The organism is Mycolicibacter icosiumassiliensis (genome assembly GCF_900078685.2).
Taxonomy (GTDB): Bacteria; Actinomycetota; Actinomycetes; order Mycobacteriales; family Mycobacteriaceae; genus Mycobacterium; species Mycobacterium icosiumassiliensis.
The window spans coordinates 3,054,866-3,071,577 of record NZ_LT546166.1 but is presented as its reverse complement, the minus strand read 5'-3'; the positions used below and the strand labels follow the sequence as shown (position 1 = coordinate 3,071,577).

Annotated in this window: 6 protein-coding genes; 3 read left to right on the top strand and 3 right to left on the bottom strand. The window is 68.0% G+C overall.

Features of this window, described 5'->3' with window-relative positions:
- Nucleotides 1-34 precede the first annotated feature (34 nt).
- Complete coding sequence (locus BN4346_RS38600) at nucleotides 35-11,104, top strand: type I polyketide synthase (RefSeq protein ID WP_078058707.1); 11,070 nt, start codon at nucleotides 35-37, stop codon at nucleotides 11,102-11,104.
- Here the strand turns inward: BN4346_RS38600 and BN4346_RS38595 are convergent.
- Both BN4346_RS38595 and BN4346_RS38590 read right to left on the bottom strand, forming a co-directional pair.
- Nucleotides 11,024-11,671 (bottom strand): GAP family protein, encoded by a 648-nt coding sequence (locus BN4346_RS38595; RefSeq protein ID WP_067973984.1) that lies wholly within the window; start codon nucleotides 11,669-11,671, stop codon nucleotides 11,024-11,026. The two genes, BN4346_RS38600 and BN4346_RS38595, sit on opposite strands and share 81 nt — an antisense overlap.
- Before the next feature lie 3 nt (nucleotides 11,672-11,674).
- The gene (locus BN4346_RS38590) at nucleotides 11,675-12,982 is read right to left on the bottom strand and encodes an MFS transporter (protein WP_067973981.1); all 1,308 of its coding nucleotides are present in this window, start codon (nucleotides 12,980-12,982) and stop codon (nucleotides 11,675-11,677) included.
- Nucleotides 12,983-13,107: 125 nt separating this feature from the next.
- Here BN4346_RS38590 and BN4346_RS38585 point away from each other — a divergent pair, with 125 nt between their 5' ends.
- The gene (locus BN4346_RS38585; protein ID WP_067973978.1) at nucleotides 13,108-14,250 is read left to right on the top strand and encodes a glycosyltransferase family 4 protein; all 1,143 of its coding nucleotides are present in this window, start codon (nucleotides 13,108-13,110) and stop codon (nucleotides 14,248-14,250) included.
- 32 nt (nucleotides 14,251-14,282) lie between these two features.
- Here BN4346_RS38585 and BN4346_RS38580 read toward each other — a convergent pair whose 3' ends face one another.
- The gene (locus tag BN4346_RS38580) at nucleotides 14,283-16,085 is read right to left on the bottom strand and encodes an AMP-dependent synthetase/ligase (RefSeq protein WP_067973976.1); all 1,803 of its coding nucleotides are present in this window, start codon (nucleotides 16,083-16,085) and stop codon (nucleotides 14,283-14,285) included.
- Nucleotides 16,086-16,239: 154 nt separating this feature from the next.
- On the opposite strand from BN4346_RS38580, the gene BN4346_RS38575 reads away from it, so the two are divergent.
- Nucleotides 16,240-16,635, top strand: a complete 396-nt coding sequence (locus BN4346_RS38575) for a polyketide cyclase / dehydrase and lipid transport (protein WP_067973974.1) — start codon at nucleotides 16,240-16,242, stop codon at nucleotides 16,633-16,635.
- Nucleotides 16,636-16,712: the final 77 nt, after the last annotated feature.

Below are 16,712 nucleotides of genomic sequence, written 5' to 3'. Positions count from 1 at the left end.
GAATCGTGGCCGACATGGCAGGAGAAGGCAGGGTATGGCATCGGTCGGGGAGTGGAGAGAGTCGTCACCAGGGTTCGCGATAGTCGGCTACGCGGCCCGCTTTCCCGGTGCGGAGAGCGCAGATGAGTTCTGGCAGGTGTTGCGCGAGGGGCGTGACGCGGTGTCGGAGGTGCCCGCTGACCGTTGGGACGTAGACGAATTCTTCGACTCGGAGCCCGGCGCGCCCGGCAAGGTGGTGACCCGGCGAGCAGGTTTCGTCGATGATGTGACGGGATTCGACGCCTCGTTCTTCGGTATCTCGACACGTGAGGCCAGGCTGCTCGACCCGCAGCATCGCCTGCTGCTGGAGACGGCCTGGCGGGCGGTGGAGCATTCGGGTACTGCGCCAACGGCTTTGGCGAACACTAATACCGGTGTATTCGTCGGTCTGGCGACCCATGATTACCTCGGTATGGCATCCGCGGAGCTGGCCTACCCGGAGATCGAGGCGTACATGGCGATCGGGACGTCCAACGCCGCCGCAGCCGGACGGATCAGTTACCGGCTGGGGTTACAGGGCCCGTCGGTCGCCGTCGACACAGCGTGCAGCTCGTCATTGGTGGCGATCCATCAGGCGTGTCAGGCGCTGCGCCTGGGGGAATGTGACCTCGCGCTGGCCGGTGGTGCAAACGTCCTGCTCACTCCCGCGACCATGGTCACGTTCTCGCACGCGCACATGCTTGCTCCCGACGGTAGGTGCAAGACGTTCGACGCGGCCGCGGACGGTTACGTGCGCGGTGAGGGCTGCGGCGTCATCGTTATCAAGCGGCTGGCGGACGCGGTCGCCGACGGCGACCGGATTCGGGCTGTCATCCGGGGCAGCGCGATCAACCAGGACGGCGCATCGGGCGGCCTGACTGTGCCGAATGGTGTTGCCCAACAACGGGTTATTGCTGATGCATTGCAGCGTGCCGGTGTTGCCGCCGCTGATGTCGGCTACTTGGAGGCGCATGGGACCGGCACATCGCTGGGCGACCCGATCGAGGCGCAGGCCGCCGGCGCCGTGCTCGGTGAAGGACGCGATCCGAACCGGCCGCTGTTGATGGGATCGGCGAAGACGAACATCGGCCATCTGGAGGCGGCAGCCGGAATCGCGGGTGTCATCAAGGTCATCCTGTCTCTTGAGAACGAGCTGCTGCCACAACACCTGCATTTCCGAAATCCGTCGCCGCACATACCCTGGGACCGGCTTGCCGTCCAGGTCGTTGGGCAGGCCGCTTCCTGGGAACGCAACGGGCAACCCCGCATTGCGGGCGTCAGCTCATTCGGGTTCGCCGGCACCAATGCCCACGTCATCATCGAAGAAGCTCCAGCGCCAGCCGAGGACACGGCGGCCACACCGAGTTCTGGCGAGACCAAGCACACGTTGCGGATTCTTCCGCTGTCCGCGCGCACGCCCACCGCCTTGGTGAAGCTCGCCGAGGACTACCGCAACTGGTTGAGCGCGCACCCGCAGACCGCGCTGGCGGACGTCTGCTTCACCGCCGGTGTGGGGCGCGCACATTTCGAGCACCGAGCGGCGCTGGTCGTCGACTCCAGGGAGTCCGCCGCCGAGTTGCTCGCCGCGCTCGCAGATGATCGCCCGGCCACCGGCCTGGTGCGCGGAGTATCCGGCGACACCCCGAAAACGGCCTGGTTGTTCACTGGCCAGGGCAGTCAGTACCCGGGCATGGCGCGTCAGTTGTTCGACACCGAGCCGGTGTTCGCCGAGACACTGGGCCGCTGCGCTGAAGTGTTGTCCGGAATACTCGAAAAGCCTTTACTGGACGTCATTTTCGATGTGGATGGTCCGCACGGCGAAGAAACTCTGCGGCAGACCAGCTACGCTCAGCCGGCTCTGTTCGCGGTCGAGATGGGTCTGGCCCGGCTCTGGCAGTCGTGGGGGTTCGAGCCGGATGTGGTGCTAGGCCACAGCGTCGGTCAGTACGCCGCGGCGTGCGTCGCGGGTGTCTTGAGCCTCGAGGACGGGGCGCGGCTGATGGCCGAACGCGGCCGGCTGTTCGGGAGCCTGCCTGCGGGCGGCCGGATGGTGGCGGTGTTCACCGCGGCCGAGCGCGTGGAGAGCCTGACCGACGAGTTCCCGACGCTGTCCATTGCCGCCTACAACGGCGCCAACACGGTGCTGTCCGGTCCTGCCCAGGATCTGGAACAAGCGGTGGCCGCCCTGAGCGCCGACGGTGTCCGGTGCGACTGGCTGGAGACCAGTCATGCGTTCCACTCTGCGTTGCTGGACCCGATCCTGGACGAATTCGAGTCCTACGCCGATCAGTTCGACTACCGCCCGCCCCAACGGATTCTGGTCTGTAACCGCACCGGTTCGGCGATCGGGCAAAGCGTCAGGCTGGATGGCAACTACTGGCGACGGCACGCACGGCAGCCGGTGGAATTCGCCAAAAGCGTACGAACTCTTGCTGATCTGGGCTGCAAAGTGCTGTTGGAGATCGGCCCGCAACCGGTGCTCAGCGCCGCAGCGCTACGGGCATGGCCGGAATCGGCCAGTGCGCCGCGGGCCATCGCGTCATTGCGCCGCAACACCGCCGACCAGCGACAGATCACCGAAGCCCTCGCCGACGCCTACGCTGCGGGCCATGTGCCGGACTTCGGAGCCGTTCGGCCGTCGCAGGCGCGCAAGGTCGACCTACCCACCTATCCGTTCGAGCACCGCGAATACTGGTTCCGGGACCAGCGGGAGCGGCCGAGCCAGCAACAGCACCTCGCCACCAGCACTCAAGCCGTCCGCCTCCTTGAGGACGGTCGGATCCAGGAGCTCGCGGATCTGCTCGGCGATTCGGGTGATGATCAACAGACCCTGAAGGTACTGACAAAGCTTGCCGCGCAACATAACCAGCAGCGCAAGGCCGAGTCGATCTCGGATGCGCGCTACGAGATCCACTGGCAGCAGTACCCGATGCCGGAATTAGCCACCGACGAGCCCGACGAATCCAGCTGGCTGATCGTCGGCGATGATCCCGGCGCGGTCGAGCCCCTGGTGGCTGCGCTGGCCAAGGGCGGATACCGGCATCAGGTGCTCGGGTTACCGGGATCTGATGGTGACGAAGAAGCACTCGCGGCGGTGCTGCGCGAGGCGGCTGACCAACCGGAACTGCGGATCTTGCATATCGCTGCCCTGGATTCGGCTGCGTCCACGTCGACGCGCTCGCTGGCGCGCATTCAGCACCGGGTGCTCGGTGGCACCCGGCGGCTCGTTCGTGCGGCGGCCGCGGCCGAACTGCGCCGCCCCATCTGGGTGGTGACCCGCGGTGCCCACCGGGTCACCGAGACCGACGCCGTGGCACCGGAGCAGAGCAGCCTGTGGGGCTTCTGGCGGGCCGCGTCACTCGAATATCCACACTTGTGGGGCGGGCTGGCGGATCTGAGCTCGACCGGCCCCGACCAGTGGTCGAGGTTGATCGATCAGATAGTGCGGCCGGGAGCGTCCGGCCGCCGAGAAGACCAGATCGCGCTGCGTGATGCGACTGTCTATGTGCCCCGGTTGGTCCGACGGGCAGGGGAGCCGAGCCCGACACCGCTGATGGTGCGCGACGACGCAACGTATCTGGTGACCGGCGGACTGGGTTCGATCGGATTGGAGATCGCGGCGTTCCTGGCGGCGCACGGCGCGCGGCACCTGGTGCTGACCAGCAGACGCGCGCCCGGCGAAGCCGCCCAACAGCGCATCGATGCGATCGGTGAACAGCACGGCTGCGCAGTCCGGGTGATCGCCGCAGACGTCGCCGACGCGCAGGGCGTCGCAAGCCTGTTGGCCACCGTGCAGGCCGAACTGCCCCCGTTGGCCGGCATCGTCCACGCCGCAGGCGAGATCGCCACCAACCCGCTCAGCGCGCTGGACTACGAATCCCAGCAAGCCGAAGTAGACCGTGTTTTTTCCGGAAAAGTCTGGGGAGCATGGCATCTGGGTGAAGCGGCGGTGGATCTCGGGCTGGACTTCTTTGTCTGCACCTCATCGATCGCCTCCGTCTGGGGCGGCTTCGGTCAGACCGCGTACGGAGCGGCCAACGCCTTCCTGGACGGACTGGCCTGGCGGCTGCGCGAGCGGGGCATTCGGGGGAGCAGTGTCAACTTCGGGCCGTGGTCGGTGGGCATGGCCGACGAAGAGGCCCGCGCCCGGCTGGGCAAGCGCGGCATCCGGGCCCTGTCTGTCGCCGACGCCCTTGCCGGGATGGCCGACGTGATCGCGGCGCCAGACTCTGCGCAGGGCATCGTGGCGCGGGTCGACTGGGCCAGATTTCTGCCGCTCTACCAGCAGGCCGGCCGGCGCCCGTTCCTGGCGGAACTCGAGCGCGAGGTGCCGGATGCGATACCGGCCCCGACAGCATCGGGCAAGACCGAACTGGTCGAGCGGCTCGCCACCGCGCCGGTGCAGCAGCGCAGAAAGCTCCTCTCGGACTACCTTCGTGGCGCGGTAGCCGAAGTCACTCGAGTCGATCCGGCCGAGATCCGCGAGGACGCGGGATTTTTTGATCTCGGGATGGACTCGTTGATGGCCGTCGAACTGCGGCAGCGCATTGAACTGGGAGTTGGCCGGGAGATCCCGGCCACCCTGGCCATGGACTACCCACGGCTTTCCGACGTGGTGGAATACCTGCTCGGCGATGTCCTCGAGCTCAGCGAACAGGCCTCGGCCAAGTCACGGACCCCGCTGGCTTCGGTGCCCTCGACAGCCACCGACGAGCCGATCGCGATCGTCGCGGTGTCGTGCCGGTTCCCCGGAGCACCCGATCCGGAAGCCTTCTGGGAGGTGCTGTCCGGGGGCGTTGATGCGATTCGGGAAGTCCCCGAAGACCGGTTTGACATCGACGAGTTCTATGACCCCGACCCCGAGGCCCCAGGCAAGATCTACAGCCGGTTCGGTGGATTCATCGACGGGATAGACGAGTTCGATCCCGAATTCTTCGGTATCTCCCCGCGTGAGGCGGTCTGGATCGAGCCGCAACAGCGGCTGATGCTGGAAACTGTCTGGGAGGGCTTCGAGCGGGCGGGGTACGCACCGGCGACGTTGCGCGGCAGCCGAACCGGTGTCTTCGTCGGGGTGGCCGCCAATGAATACGCGCACCTGTTGTCCGCGGAGCCGGTCGACAAGATCGAGCCCTACTTCATCACCGGCAATGCGCTGAACGCCATCTCGGGCCGGGTCGCTTTCGCGCTCGGGCTGGAAGGCCCGGCCGTGGCGGTCGACACCGCCTGCAGTTCGTCGTTAGTGGCCGTCCATCAGGCCTGCCTGGCGTTGCGTTCCGGCGACTGCGATCTGGCGGTGGCCGGTGGCGTGAACGTGCTGTTGAGCCCGGTCACTGTGATCGCCGCGTCACGTGCCCGGATGCTGTCCCCGGTCGGGCGATGCAAGACCTTCGATGCCTCCGCGGACGGCTATGTGCGCAGCGAAGGCTGCGGCATTCTGGTGCTCAAGCGGTTGAGTGACGCGGTGCGCGACGGTGACCGGATTGCCGCGGTCATCCCGAGCAGCGCGACCAATCAGGACGGTGCTTCCAGCGGTCTGACGGTTCCCAACGGCGGTGCGCAGCAGCGGCTGATCGGCACGGCGCTGGCCCGCGCCGGCCTGATCGGTGCCGACGTTGACTACCTCGAAGCACACGGCACGGGCACCCCGCTGGGTGATCCGATCGAGGTCCAGGCGGCCGGAGCCGTTTACGGCGCCGGCCGTGACGCGGATCGGCCGCTGTTGATGGGTTCGGTGAAGACCAACATCGGTCACCTGGAGTCGGCGTCGGGGGCCGCGGGCCTGATCAAGGTCGTACTGTCGTTGCAGCATGGAGTGCTGCCGCAGAGCCTGCACTTCGACAATCCGTCGCCGCATATCCCTTGGGATTCATTGCCGATTCGGGTCGTGGACGCACCGATGCCGTGGCAGGCCAACGGCAGACCGCGACGCGCGGGCGTGAGTTCCTTCGGATTCACCGGCACGAACGCGCACGTGCTGATCGAAGAGGCACCGTCCCCGCCGGCGAACTCCGGCGACCCAGCCGCGGTGGTACCAACACCGGACGGCCCCGGAGAGCCGGTGAATGTGCTGCCGCTGTCGGCACGCTCACCGGAGGCGCTGGCGACGCTGGCGCAGCGCTATCGGTCCTGGCTGGACACCCACCCCGATACCGACATCGCCGATGTCTGCCGCACAGCCGGAACGGGGCGTTCGCATTTCGAGCACCGGGCAGCGCTGGTCGTGGACTCAGCCCGCAGTGCCGGTGACGGCCTGGCCGACTTGGCCGAGAATCGGTTGCGTCCCGGTGTGGTACGCGGGCAGTGCGCCGACCGTCCTACGACGGCATGGCTGTTCACCGGCCAGGGCAGTCAGCATCCGGGAATGGCGCGCGAGTTGTTCGGCGCTGAGCCGGTTTTCGCGGACGCCGTGACACAGTGTGCCGAGGCGGTCGATCCGATGCTGCCGCGCCCCCTGCTCGATGTGCTGTTCTCGACCGACCGGGACACCGCGGAGCTTTTGCAGCACACGTCCTATGCCCAGCCCGCACTGTTCGCAGTCGAGATGGGTCTGGCCCGGCTGTGGCAGTCGTGGGGCGTGGAACCCGATGTCGTGCTGGGGCACAGCGTCGGCCAATACGCGGCGGCCTGCGTGGCCGGAGTCTTGCGCATCGAGGACGGGGCGCGGCTGATGGCCGAGCGCGGCAGGCTGTTCGGGAGCCTGCCCGACGGCGGGCGGATGGTGGCGGTGTTCTCCGAAGCCCGGCGCGTCGAAGACGCCGCGAAGGAATTTCCGCGGGTGTCGGTTGCGGCGTACAACGGCCCCAACACCGTGCTCTCGGGCCCCGGCGAAGACTTGGAGCAGATCGTCGCCGCATTCGGTGAGGACGGCGTCCGCTGCAGCTGGCTGCAGACCAGTCACGCGTTCCACTCGGTGTTGTTGGAGCCGGTGCTGGGCGAATTCGAAGACTATGCAAGGCAATTCCAGTTCACCGTGCCCACGTTGCCGTTGGTCTGCAACCGCACCGGCGCCGTGCTGATGGCCGATACACCGCTGGATGCACAGTATTGGCGTCGGCATTCCCGTCAGCCTGTGCAGTTCGCCGAAAGCGTGCGGACCGTGGCGGGACTGGGCTGTTCGGTGTTGATGGAGATCGGACCGCAACCGGTGCTGACCGGCAACGCGGTGCAGGTCTGGCCCGAGCACCTCGCCACGCCCCGTGCGATCGTGTCGCTGCGCAAGGGGGTGGGTGATAAGCGGCAGATCGCGGAGGCGCTGGCCGCAGCCTACGTCAGCGGCCATCGGCCGAAGTTCGAGGCGCTGCACCATCGACCGGAGCGCCGGCTTGAGCTGCCCACCTACCCGTTCCAGCGCCGGCGCTTCTGGCCCAGGTCGTCCGGCGTCACCGTGGACGGTCCCATGGTTTCGGGAATCCTCGGCAGCGCCAAGGATCTTGCGTCCGGTGACTCGGTCTACACCAGCAGGCTGTCGGTCAAGTCGCAGCCCTGGCTCGCCGATCACGTGATCTATGGCACCGTCGTCGTTCCGGGCGCAACGTATGCCGCGATGGCGTTGGCGGCGGTCGGCCCGCCGGCGCGGGCGCAGGAAGTGTTCTTCTACGAGCCGATCATCCTGCCGGAGAAAAGCTCTCGGGAAGTTCAACTGACGCTGCATCCGCGGGACGACGGCCCTGACGCAGGGGAGTCCTGGAACTTCCAGGTGCACAGCCGTCCCTACGGCGTGCGGGACGCCGAGTGGGCGCTGAACGCCGACGGCGTGGTGGTCGCCGGTATCGCCGCCGCCGAACCGGACGCTGAGCCGGCGGACCCCGTCGACGTGGCCATCGAACGACTGGAACGCATGCGGCCCCAGGAACTGTTCGAGACCTTCGCTGACATGGAACTGGCTTGGGGCCCGAACTGGTCCGGCTGCCTGAAGTCGCTGTGGCTCGGCGAAGGCGAGGCGATCGGCGATATCACCGTCGGCGAGGAACTTGCCGAACACCTGGGCGCGGAGCCCATGCATCCGGTGCTGCTCGACCTGTGCACCGGCGTGGCCTTTCCGGCCTTCCCGGCGCTGCTGGCAGCCGAACAGGGCGTGCACGACCTCTTCCTGCCGCTGCGATACGGGCAGGTAATGATCGAGGAGAAGATGCCGCGGCGGTTCTATTGCCGCGCGCGCTGGCACGTCAGCGCCCTGGACAGTGAAACTCAGGTCTTCGACCTGGACTTCGTGGATCGAGACAACCGCCGTCTGGGCGGGATCCGAGAGTTCACGGTCAAACGTGCGCCCCGTGAGGCGTTGCTGCGTGGGCTCGGTGGCGACGCCACCCGCCAGCTCTACAGCCTCGGCTGGCACGAGGTGCCGGCACCGCCATCGGCGGACGAGGCCGCAGAAGTCGGCGGAACCTGGCTGATCGCCGGATTCGACGAGCTGGCGGCGCAACTGCCGGGCTGCGTGCCCTGTGATCGGCAGATCGACCCGGAGCCGTTGGGGCACCACGTGATACAAGCCCACCAACGCGGGATGCCGTTCGCGGGCATCGTCTGGCGTGCTGCCGGGCCGGCGGCCGATGAGCCCGGCGCCCAGTCCGCCGCTCGGCTGCAGAGCGAGATCGGCGACCTGCTCGGCGCCGTACACGCCCTGCAGGGGGAGGGCGCGATCAAGCTTCCCGGCGGACTGTGGATCGTCACTGAGCGAGCGGTGGCGACCGAATCCGGCGAGCCGGTCGACCCGGTGCAGGCTGCGCTGTGGGGCCTCGGGCGCACCATCGTCAACGAGGAACCTGCCCTGCACTGCAAGCTGGTCGACCACGACGGATCCGCACAGGCCGTGGCGGCGCTGGCGGGACTGCTCGCGGCACCGACGGCTGAATCGGAAATAGCGCTGCGGCAAGGAAAGTACTTGGCCCCTCGGTTGCTGCAGTGGTCGCGCAGCGGACATCTTGCGGTACCGCGAGGCACCGATTACGCGCTGGCGCCGACCGAACGCGGCGCAATCGACAACCTGCGACTGACCGAGGCCGAGGTACCGCCGCCCGACGCCGGCTATGTACAGGTCCGGGTGGAGGCCGCCGGGTTGAACTTCCGGGATGTGCTCAACGTGTTGGGCCTATATCCGGGCGATCCGGGACCGATCGGCGGGGACTTCGCCGGTGTCGTCACCGCGCTGGGCGATGGTGTGACCGGGGTCGATGTTGGCCAGCGGGTCTACGGCTTTATGCAGGGCGCATTCGCCAGCCGGTTCAATGTGCCGGCCCAGTTGTTGGCGCCGATCCCCGCTCGGGTGAGTGCGGTGGAGGCGGCGACGATTCCCGCCGCGGCACTTACCGCCCGGCTCGCATTTGACTGGGCTCAGCTGCAGCCGGGTGATCGGGTGCTCATTCACGCCGCCAGCGGTGGTGTCGGACTGGCCGCCATACAGCTGGCGCGGCAACAGGGCGCGGAAGTCTTCGCCACCGCGAGCGCCTACAAGCGGGCGGCACTGCGCAAACTCGGTGTGAAGTATGTCTACGATTCGCGCAGTACGGATTTCGCTGACCAAATCCTCGCCGACACCGACGGTGCCGGCGTCGATGTGGTGCTCAATAGCCTGACCAACGAAGGATTCATCGAAGCGACCGTGCGGGCCACCGCCCGGGGCGGCCGTTTCGCCGAGATCGCCAAGCGGGATATCTGGACCGCCGAGCAGATGGCCGAGGCCCGTCCCGATATCGCCTACGAGATCGTGGCGCTCGATACGGTCACCCTGGGCGACCCGGAGCGTATTCGTGGCCTGCTCGGCGAGGTGTCGGCCGGGCTGGGCCGAGGCGAATGGACACCGCTGCCCGCCGAGATCTACCCGCTGACCGAGGCCAAGACGGCGTTCCGCCGCATGCAGCAGGCGCGACACATCGGCAAGATCGTGGTGCAAATGCCCGAGCCGCTACAACCGCGCGGCGACCGGACCTATCTGATCACCGGGGGGCTGGGTGCGATCGGCCTGCACTTGGCGTCGTATCTGGCCCAACTCGGCGCCGGAGATATCGTGCTGAGCAGTCGGCGTGCGGCCGATGCCGACACGCAACGGGTGATCGAGGAGATCACCGACCGCTACAAGTGCCGTATTCACACCGTCGCCGCGGACGTCGCCGACGAATCCGAGGTGGCACGGCTGCTGGACCGAATCCGCACGGCGTTGCCTCCGCTGGCCGGCGTCGCGCACCTGGCGGGTGTTCTCGACGATGCCCTGCTTACTCAGCAGAGTTGGGAGCGATTCCGGACAGCATTGGCGCCCAAGGCCTTCGGTGCCTTGCACCTGGATCGTTTGACCAGAGACGACGCTTTGGACTTCTTCATCGTGTCCTCGTCGGTGTCGAGCCTGCTCGGATCGCCGGGGCAGGCCAACTATTCCACCGCCAATGCATTCCTGGACGGGTTGATGGCGCAGCGCCAGGCGCGGGGTCTGCCGGCGACCGGGGTCAACTTCGGTCCCTGGGCACAGGGCGGGATGGCCTCGTCGGAGGCCGCCCGTGCCAATATCGGTGCGCAAGGGCTGGTTCCGTTGGAACCCTCGGCCGCTCTTGGTGCGCTCGTCGCCGTCGTCGCCAGCGGATGCGCTCAGGCGACGGTCCTCAAGGCCAACTGGCAACGTGCGGCGAAGGTGTTGGGCAGTTCCCGCCCACCGATTCTGGATCTGGTGCTGCCGAGCGGCGCGGGGGAGAGCGCCGGTGACGCCGAGCTGCTCCGGCAATTGCAGGAGATACCCGTGGCGCAGCGGGCCGATTTCATCACCGAATTCCTGCAGCGTGAGGTTCAGGGGTTCCTGCGCCTCGCGCAGCCGCCGGCGGCGACCAGTCGGTTCCTGGACCTGGGCACGGACTCGCTGATGGCCGTCGAACTGCGCAACCGGCTGCACAGTCAATTCGGTGGCGCGTTCACCATCAACGCGACGGCGGTATTCGACTATCCGACGATCGGGGGGCTCGGTGAGTACCTGGCCGCGCAGTTGCCGGAATCGGAATCGCCGGCAGGCGCGGCCCAGGCACCGTCAGCGACTGATGATGCCGGCGGCGAGCAGAAGAATGCCGAGGATGGCGAGCACGGTGGCGACCTCGACGCGGCGACGTGATCGAATCCAGTCGTTGACCGCGGTGATCGCGGCCCCAGTGGCCTCGGGCGCGAAAGCATATGCCAACAGCGGAATCTCGATGGGTGTGAATGCCACGACGTGGAACATCGTCAACGCCCCGACCTGCGCGCTGGCCGCTGAACCAGAGGCCAGGATGACGGTGAGAGCGGCCAGGTAATCCACCGACGGCAACGCGATCCCCAAGCCGGCGGCGGCTGCGAGCCAGAGCGAACTGCCCTGCAACAGACGTTGGGCGGGCAGTGCCGGCGTCGACCGGCGCGGGTTGAGCCACCGGTCCTTGGTGAACACTGCGGCGGCGGCCAGCAGCGCCAGCGAGCCGATCAGAATTTGAGCGTGCGGCAACGTGACATAGGTCGAACCGAGCAATCGGCGTCGCAGCACGAACAGCACCAGCAGACCCACCGCCATCCCCATCGCGAAGCCGCCGCACAGAAACGCCGAGAGTTGCAGCACCGGACGCGGCCTGTTCAGCATCAGCACCGTCATGCCGATCCGGAACGGTTCGAGGCTGACTGCAAAAGCCATCACCAGGACGGTCATCCACATGGGCTAAGGCATTTTCCCGGGTGTCTTAACTGCGAGCATTGCGACCAGGCCTGCCGCCAGGACCACGCACAATCCACCCATACCGGCCCGGTCGGTGCCGAACAGATCGACAAAGGTGAAGAACATCCAGGGCGCCAGAAATGACGCGGTGCGCCCGGCCGTGGTGTACAGGCCGAAGGCCACCCCTTCCTTGCCCGGTGCGGACATCCGCAGCATCAGCGCCCTCGCGGAGGCAAGGATCGGTCCGACGAACAGGCAGAGCAGCAGCCCGCAGATCCAGAAAGCCACCGGCCCTGACGCGGCCAGCAGGGCCAAGCCGATCGCCAACATAATGGTGAGTGAGCCGATGATGACGGGTTTGGGTCCGATGCGGTCGGCGAGTAGACCGCCCCCCGCGGCCCCGACGGCGGCGACGATGCTGACGCACACCCCAAAGATGAGCACGTCGGCTTGCGATATCCCGTACACGCTGACACCGAGCACGGCGCCGAACGCGAAGATACCGGTGAGTCCATCGCGAAAGACCGCACTGGCCAGCAGGTAGTAGACGACGTTGTGATCGCGCCGCCACTCGCTCTTCACTTCCTGCCACAGCGTGCGGTAGGTCCCGGCGAGCCGGACCACCGGCAGCGGGCCGGTGGGCGGCGCAGTGGGCAACAGGAACAAGAGCGGGCAGGCGAACACCACCAGCCACGCCGCAGCCACCAGCATCGCCACTCGGATGTACTGGCCGTGGGCCACCGCGAGACCGAAGAGGCCCCTGGTTTCGCCGTCACCGGCGATGAACCCGACATAGAGGACCAGGAGCAACAGCACACTGCCGAAAAAACCTGAAGCCGAGCCGATTCCCGAGATCCGGCCGGTGTTCGCCGGTGTGGAGAGCTGGCCCAGCACGGCGTTGTAGGGCACCGTCGCGAGGTCGCTGCACGCCGCGGTGCACGCCAGCAGGATCAGCCCGGGCGCCAGGTACCGGTAATCGTCATCGATGAGGCTCATCGCGGCCGTCATGACGACAACCAGGCCGGTGAAGGTCGACAGGACGGCACGTCGGCGATGTGGTGCGTCGACCCAGACCCCGATCGCCGGTGCCAGTAGCGCGACGGACAGCCCGGCGAACGTCAGCGCCTTGCCCAGCCAGCTCGCCGGTGTCGTGGTACCGGGCAGGCCCGCACCGACCTGCGCGGTGAGATAGACCGAGAACACGAACGTGCCGACCACGGCGTTGACGCCCGTCGCGCCGCAGTCCCACAGCGCCCAGGCCACCACCCGCGATCGCGCGGTTGTTCGAGCATCGACCACGCGGCTGCCCATGGCCGTCCCCCTTTTGTTGCTGGCGCAGAATTCGGTGCCGGTCGGCGCCGGCCGTGAGCTTCGATGGCGCGATTTCGCCTCGGGCCGCGGGCGGCCCGCATCGTCACCGCGCTAGCATCCCACGGGTGAGCCGGGTCCTGCTGGTAACCAATGATTTTCCGCCGCGTCCCGGCGGCATCCAGTGCTACCTGGAGGAGCTGGTGCGTCGGATCGCCGGGAGCGGGCGCCACGACGTGACGGTGTACGCGCCGCGGTGGAAGGGCGCCGAGGCCTTCGACGACGCCGCGAAATCGGCCGGCTACCGGGTGGTGCGCCATCCCGGGACGCTGATGTTGCCGGGTCCGACCGTCGACTCCCGGATGCGCCGGCTGATCGCCGAGGTGGGCGCCGAGACCGTGTGGTTCGGTGCGGCGGCCCCGCTGGCGTTGCTGGCGCAGCGGGCGCGCTCGGCCGGTGCCACCCGGGTGCTGGCCAGCACGCACGGCCACGAGGTGGGCTGGTCGATGCTGCCGGGGGCACGCTCGGTGCTGCGCCGCATCGGCGACTGCTGCGACACCGTCACCTTCGTCAGCCACTACACCCGCGGCCGGTTCGCCTCGGCATTCGGCCCCGATGCCGCGCTGGAGCACCTGCCGCCGGGAGTGGACACCGACCGGTTCCGTCCCGACCCCGGTGCCCGCGCCGAACTCCGGGCCCGGCACGGGCTGGGGGAGCGCCCCACCGTGGTGTGCGTATCGCGCTTGGTGCCGCGCAAGGGCCAGGACATGTTGATCCGGGCGCTGCCGGCGATCCGGCAACGCGTGCCCGGGACCGCACTGGTGATCGTCGGCGGCGGCCCCTACGCCGAGACGCTGCACAAGCTGGCCGACGAGTGCGGGGTTGCCGATGCGGTGACCTTCACCGGCGGCGTGCCAGCCGCCGAGCTGCCGGCCTACTACTCACTTGGCGACGTGTTCGCGATGCCGTGCCGCACCCGGGGCGCCGGGCTGGACGTGGAGGGGCTGGGCATCGTGTTCCTGGAGGCGTCGGCGGCCGGAGTCCCGGTGGTCGCGGGCGACTCGGGCGGCGCACCCGAAACCGTCCTGCACAACCGGACCGGGCTGGTGGTCGAGGGCCGGGCCGTCGAGCAGATCGGCGACGCCGTCGCAGGATTGCTCGCCGACCCCGACCGGGCCGCCGCGATGGGCGCGGCCGGGCGCGAATGGGCGATGGGGCACTGGTGCTGGGACACGCTGGCCGGACGGATGGCCGACCTACTGAAAGCCTGAGGTGCCCTGCTCATGCGTCGGTCCCCGCCGGCTTAACCCTTGGCGTAGATCGCCTCGATCGCGTCGGCAAACTTCTCCGCGACCACGTTGCGCTTGACCTTCAACGTGGGGGTCAGCTCGCCGGTGGCCTCGGTGAAGTCGACCGGCAGGATCTGGAATTTGCGGATCGACTCGGCATGCGAGACAGCCAGATTGGCCTGCTTGACCGCCGCGTCCACCTCGGCGAGCAGATCCGGGTCGGTCGCCAGGTCTGCCGGGGTTGCAGTGCTGGACTTGCCGTTGCGCTGCTTCCAGCCCTCGATGGCCTCGGGGTCGATGGTGATCAGCGCGCCGATGAACGGCTTGGCGTCTCCGACGACCATCGCCTGGCTGATCAGCGGGTGCGACCGCAGCTGGTCCTCAAGCACCGCGGGGGCGACGTTCTTGCCGCCGGCGGTGACGATGATCTCCTTCTTGCGGCCGGTGATCTTGAGGTAGCCCTCGGCGTCGATGGCGGCCAGGTCACCGGTTCGGAACCAACCGTCGGTGAACGCGTCGGCGGTGGCCTGCTCGTTCTGCCAGTAGCCGGTGAACACCACGCCGCCGCGGACCAGCAGCTCGCCGTCCTCGGCGATCCGCATGCTGTTGCCGGGCACCAGCTTTCCGACGGTCCCGACCTTCATGCCGCCGACCGGGTTGACGGTGATGGCGGCGGTGGTCTCGGTCAGCCCGTAGCCCTCGTAGATAGACAGGCCGACGCCACGGTAGAAGTGGCCCAGCCGTTCGCCCAGCGGCGCCCCGCCGGAGACCGAGGCGCGGCAGTTGCCGCCCAGCGCGGTGCGCAGCTTGTGGTAGACCAGCTTGTCGAACAGGGCGTGCTTGGCGCGCAGCAACAGGCCGGGGCCGCCGCGATCGATGGCCTCGCTCCAGTCCACCGCGGTCTGGGCCGCCATCTCGAAGATGCGGCCCTTGCCGTCGTTGGCGGCGTTCTGGGCGGCGGTGTTGTACACCTTCTCGAACACCCGCGGCACCGACACCACCACGGTCGGCTTGAAGACCGCGAGCATCGGCACCAGGTTCTTGATGTCGCTGGTGAATCCGACCGTGACCTTGTTGGCGAAGCCCGCGATGCTCAGGGCGCGGGCCAACACGTGGGCCAGCGGGAGAAAGACCAGCAGCCGCTGGCCGGCAACCAGCAGGGTCGGCAGCGCGGCCTGGGTGCCACGCACCTCGTGGATGAGGTTGGAGTGAGTGAGCTCGCAGCCCTTGGGGCGGCCGGTGGTGCCCGAGGTGTAGATCAGCGTCGCCGGGTCGGTGGCCCGCAGCGCGCCGAGGCGCGCGGTGAGCTGCGCCGGGTCCTGGCCGGCGCCGGCCTGGGCGAGCTCATCAAGGGCCGGGGTGTCCGAGCCGTCGATGGTCAGCACCCGCCGCAGCGAGGGCAGGTCGCCGGCGAGCTCGTTGACGATCTGGGCGTGGGCGTCGGTTTCGGCGAACGCCACCACCGCGTTGGAGTCCTGCATGACCCACCGCACCTGCTCGGCCGACGACGTTTCGTAGATCGGTACCGTCACCGCGCCGATGGACAGGATCGCGTAGTCCAAGATGGCCCACTCGTAGCGGGTCGCCGAGAAGATGACCACCCGGTCACCGGCCGCTACACCCTGGCCGATCAGCCCCAGTGCGGCCGAACGGATCTGGGCGGCGGCTTCCGCACAGGTGACGTCCGTCCAGGCCCCCTCGACCAACCGCTGATAGATGACGAAGTCGGGACTGTTGCGCTCGTGCTCGAAGACGACCGCGGCGACGTTGTCGTGCTCCTCGACGGTGAACGGCGCGGGAACACTGAACTCACGCATTGCGATGACCTCTCTTGCCAGCCTGCTGTAATCCCGCCCAGCCTAGTCGGCGCCCTCACACGGGTGTGACGGTGTTCACTGCCGAGGCCGCCGACGGCCCCTACGCACCCGGGGCGTTCCCTCCCCGGGACGGGGCATATGTGAAGCTGGGGCGATGAACAGTATCCAGGTTGCCGACGAGACGTTCGTCGCGGCATCCGGCGAGCAGGTCGGGGCGGCGGTCGCCGATCGTTCGAGTTGGCAGCGATGGTGGCCCGATCTGCAGCTCCAGGTGGTCGAGGACCGTGCCGACAAGGGCATGCGGTGGACGGTGGGCGGGCCGCTGACCGGCACCATGGAGATCTGGCTGGAGCCGATGCTCGACGGTGTGCTGCTGCACTACTTCCTGCATGCCGAACCCACCGGTGTGACCGGCCGGCAGCTGGCCCGGTTGAACTTGGCGAAGCTCAATCACCGCCGCCGGGTGGCCGGTAAGCGGATGGCCTTCGAGATCAAGGACCGCCTGGAGCGTTCCCGGCCGGTGGGGGTCCCTCCGATCGCCGTAGGTTGACCCCGCTTCACCGGAAAAGGACGGTACCGTCTGTGCCGAGGGCCTCCTGGCAGGCGCGAGCGAGTTAGGGAAGCAAA

Excerpts from the sequence above, each read along its gene's own strand:
- BN4346_RS38580 (WP_067973976.1), bottom strand. The coding sequence starts at position 16,085 with ATGCGTGAGTTCAGTGTTCCCGCGCCGTTCACCGTCGAGGAGCACGAC.
- BN4346_RS38590 (WP_067973981.1), bottom strand. The coding sequence starts at position 12,982 with ATGGGCAGCCGCGTGGTCGATGCTCGAACAACCGCGCGATCGCGGGTG.
- BN4346_RS38575 (WP_067973974.1), top strand. The coding sequence starts at position 16,240 with ATGAACAGTATCCAGGTTGCCGACGAGACGTTCGTCGCGGCATCCGGC.
- BN4346_RS38595 (WP_067973984.1), bottom strand. The coding sequence starts at position 11,671 with ATGTGGATGACCGTCCTGGTGATGGCTTTTGCAGTCAGCCTCGAACCG.
- BN4346_RS38600 (WP_078058707.1), top strand. The coding sequence starts at position 35 with ATGGCATCGGTCGGGGAGTGGAGAGAGTCGTCACCAGGGTTCGCGATA.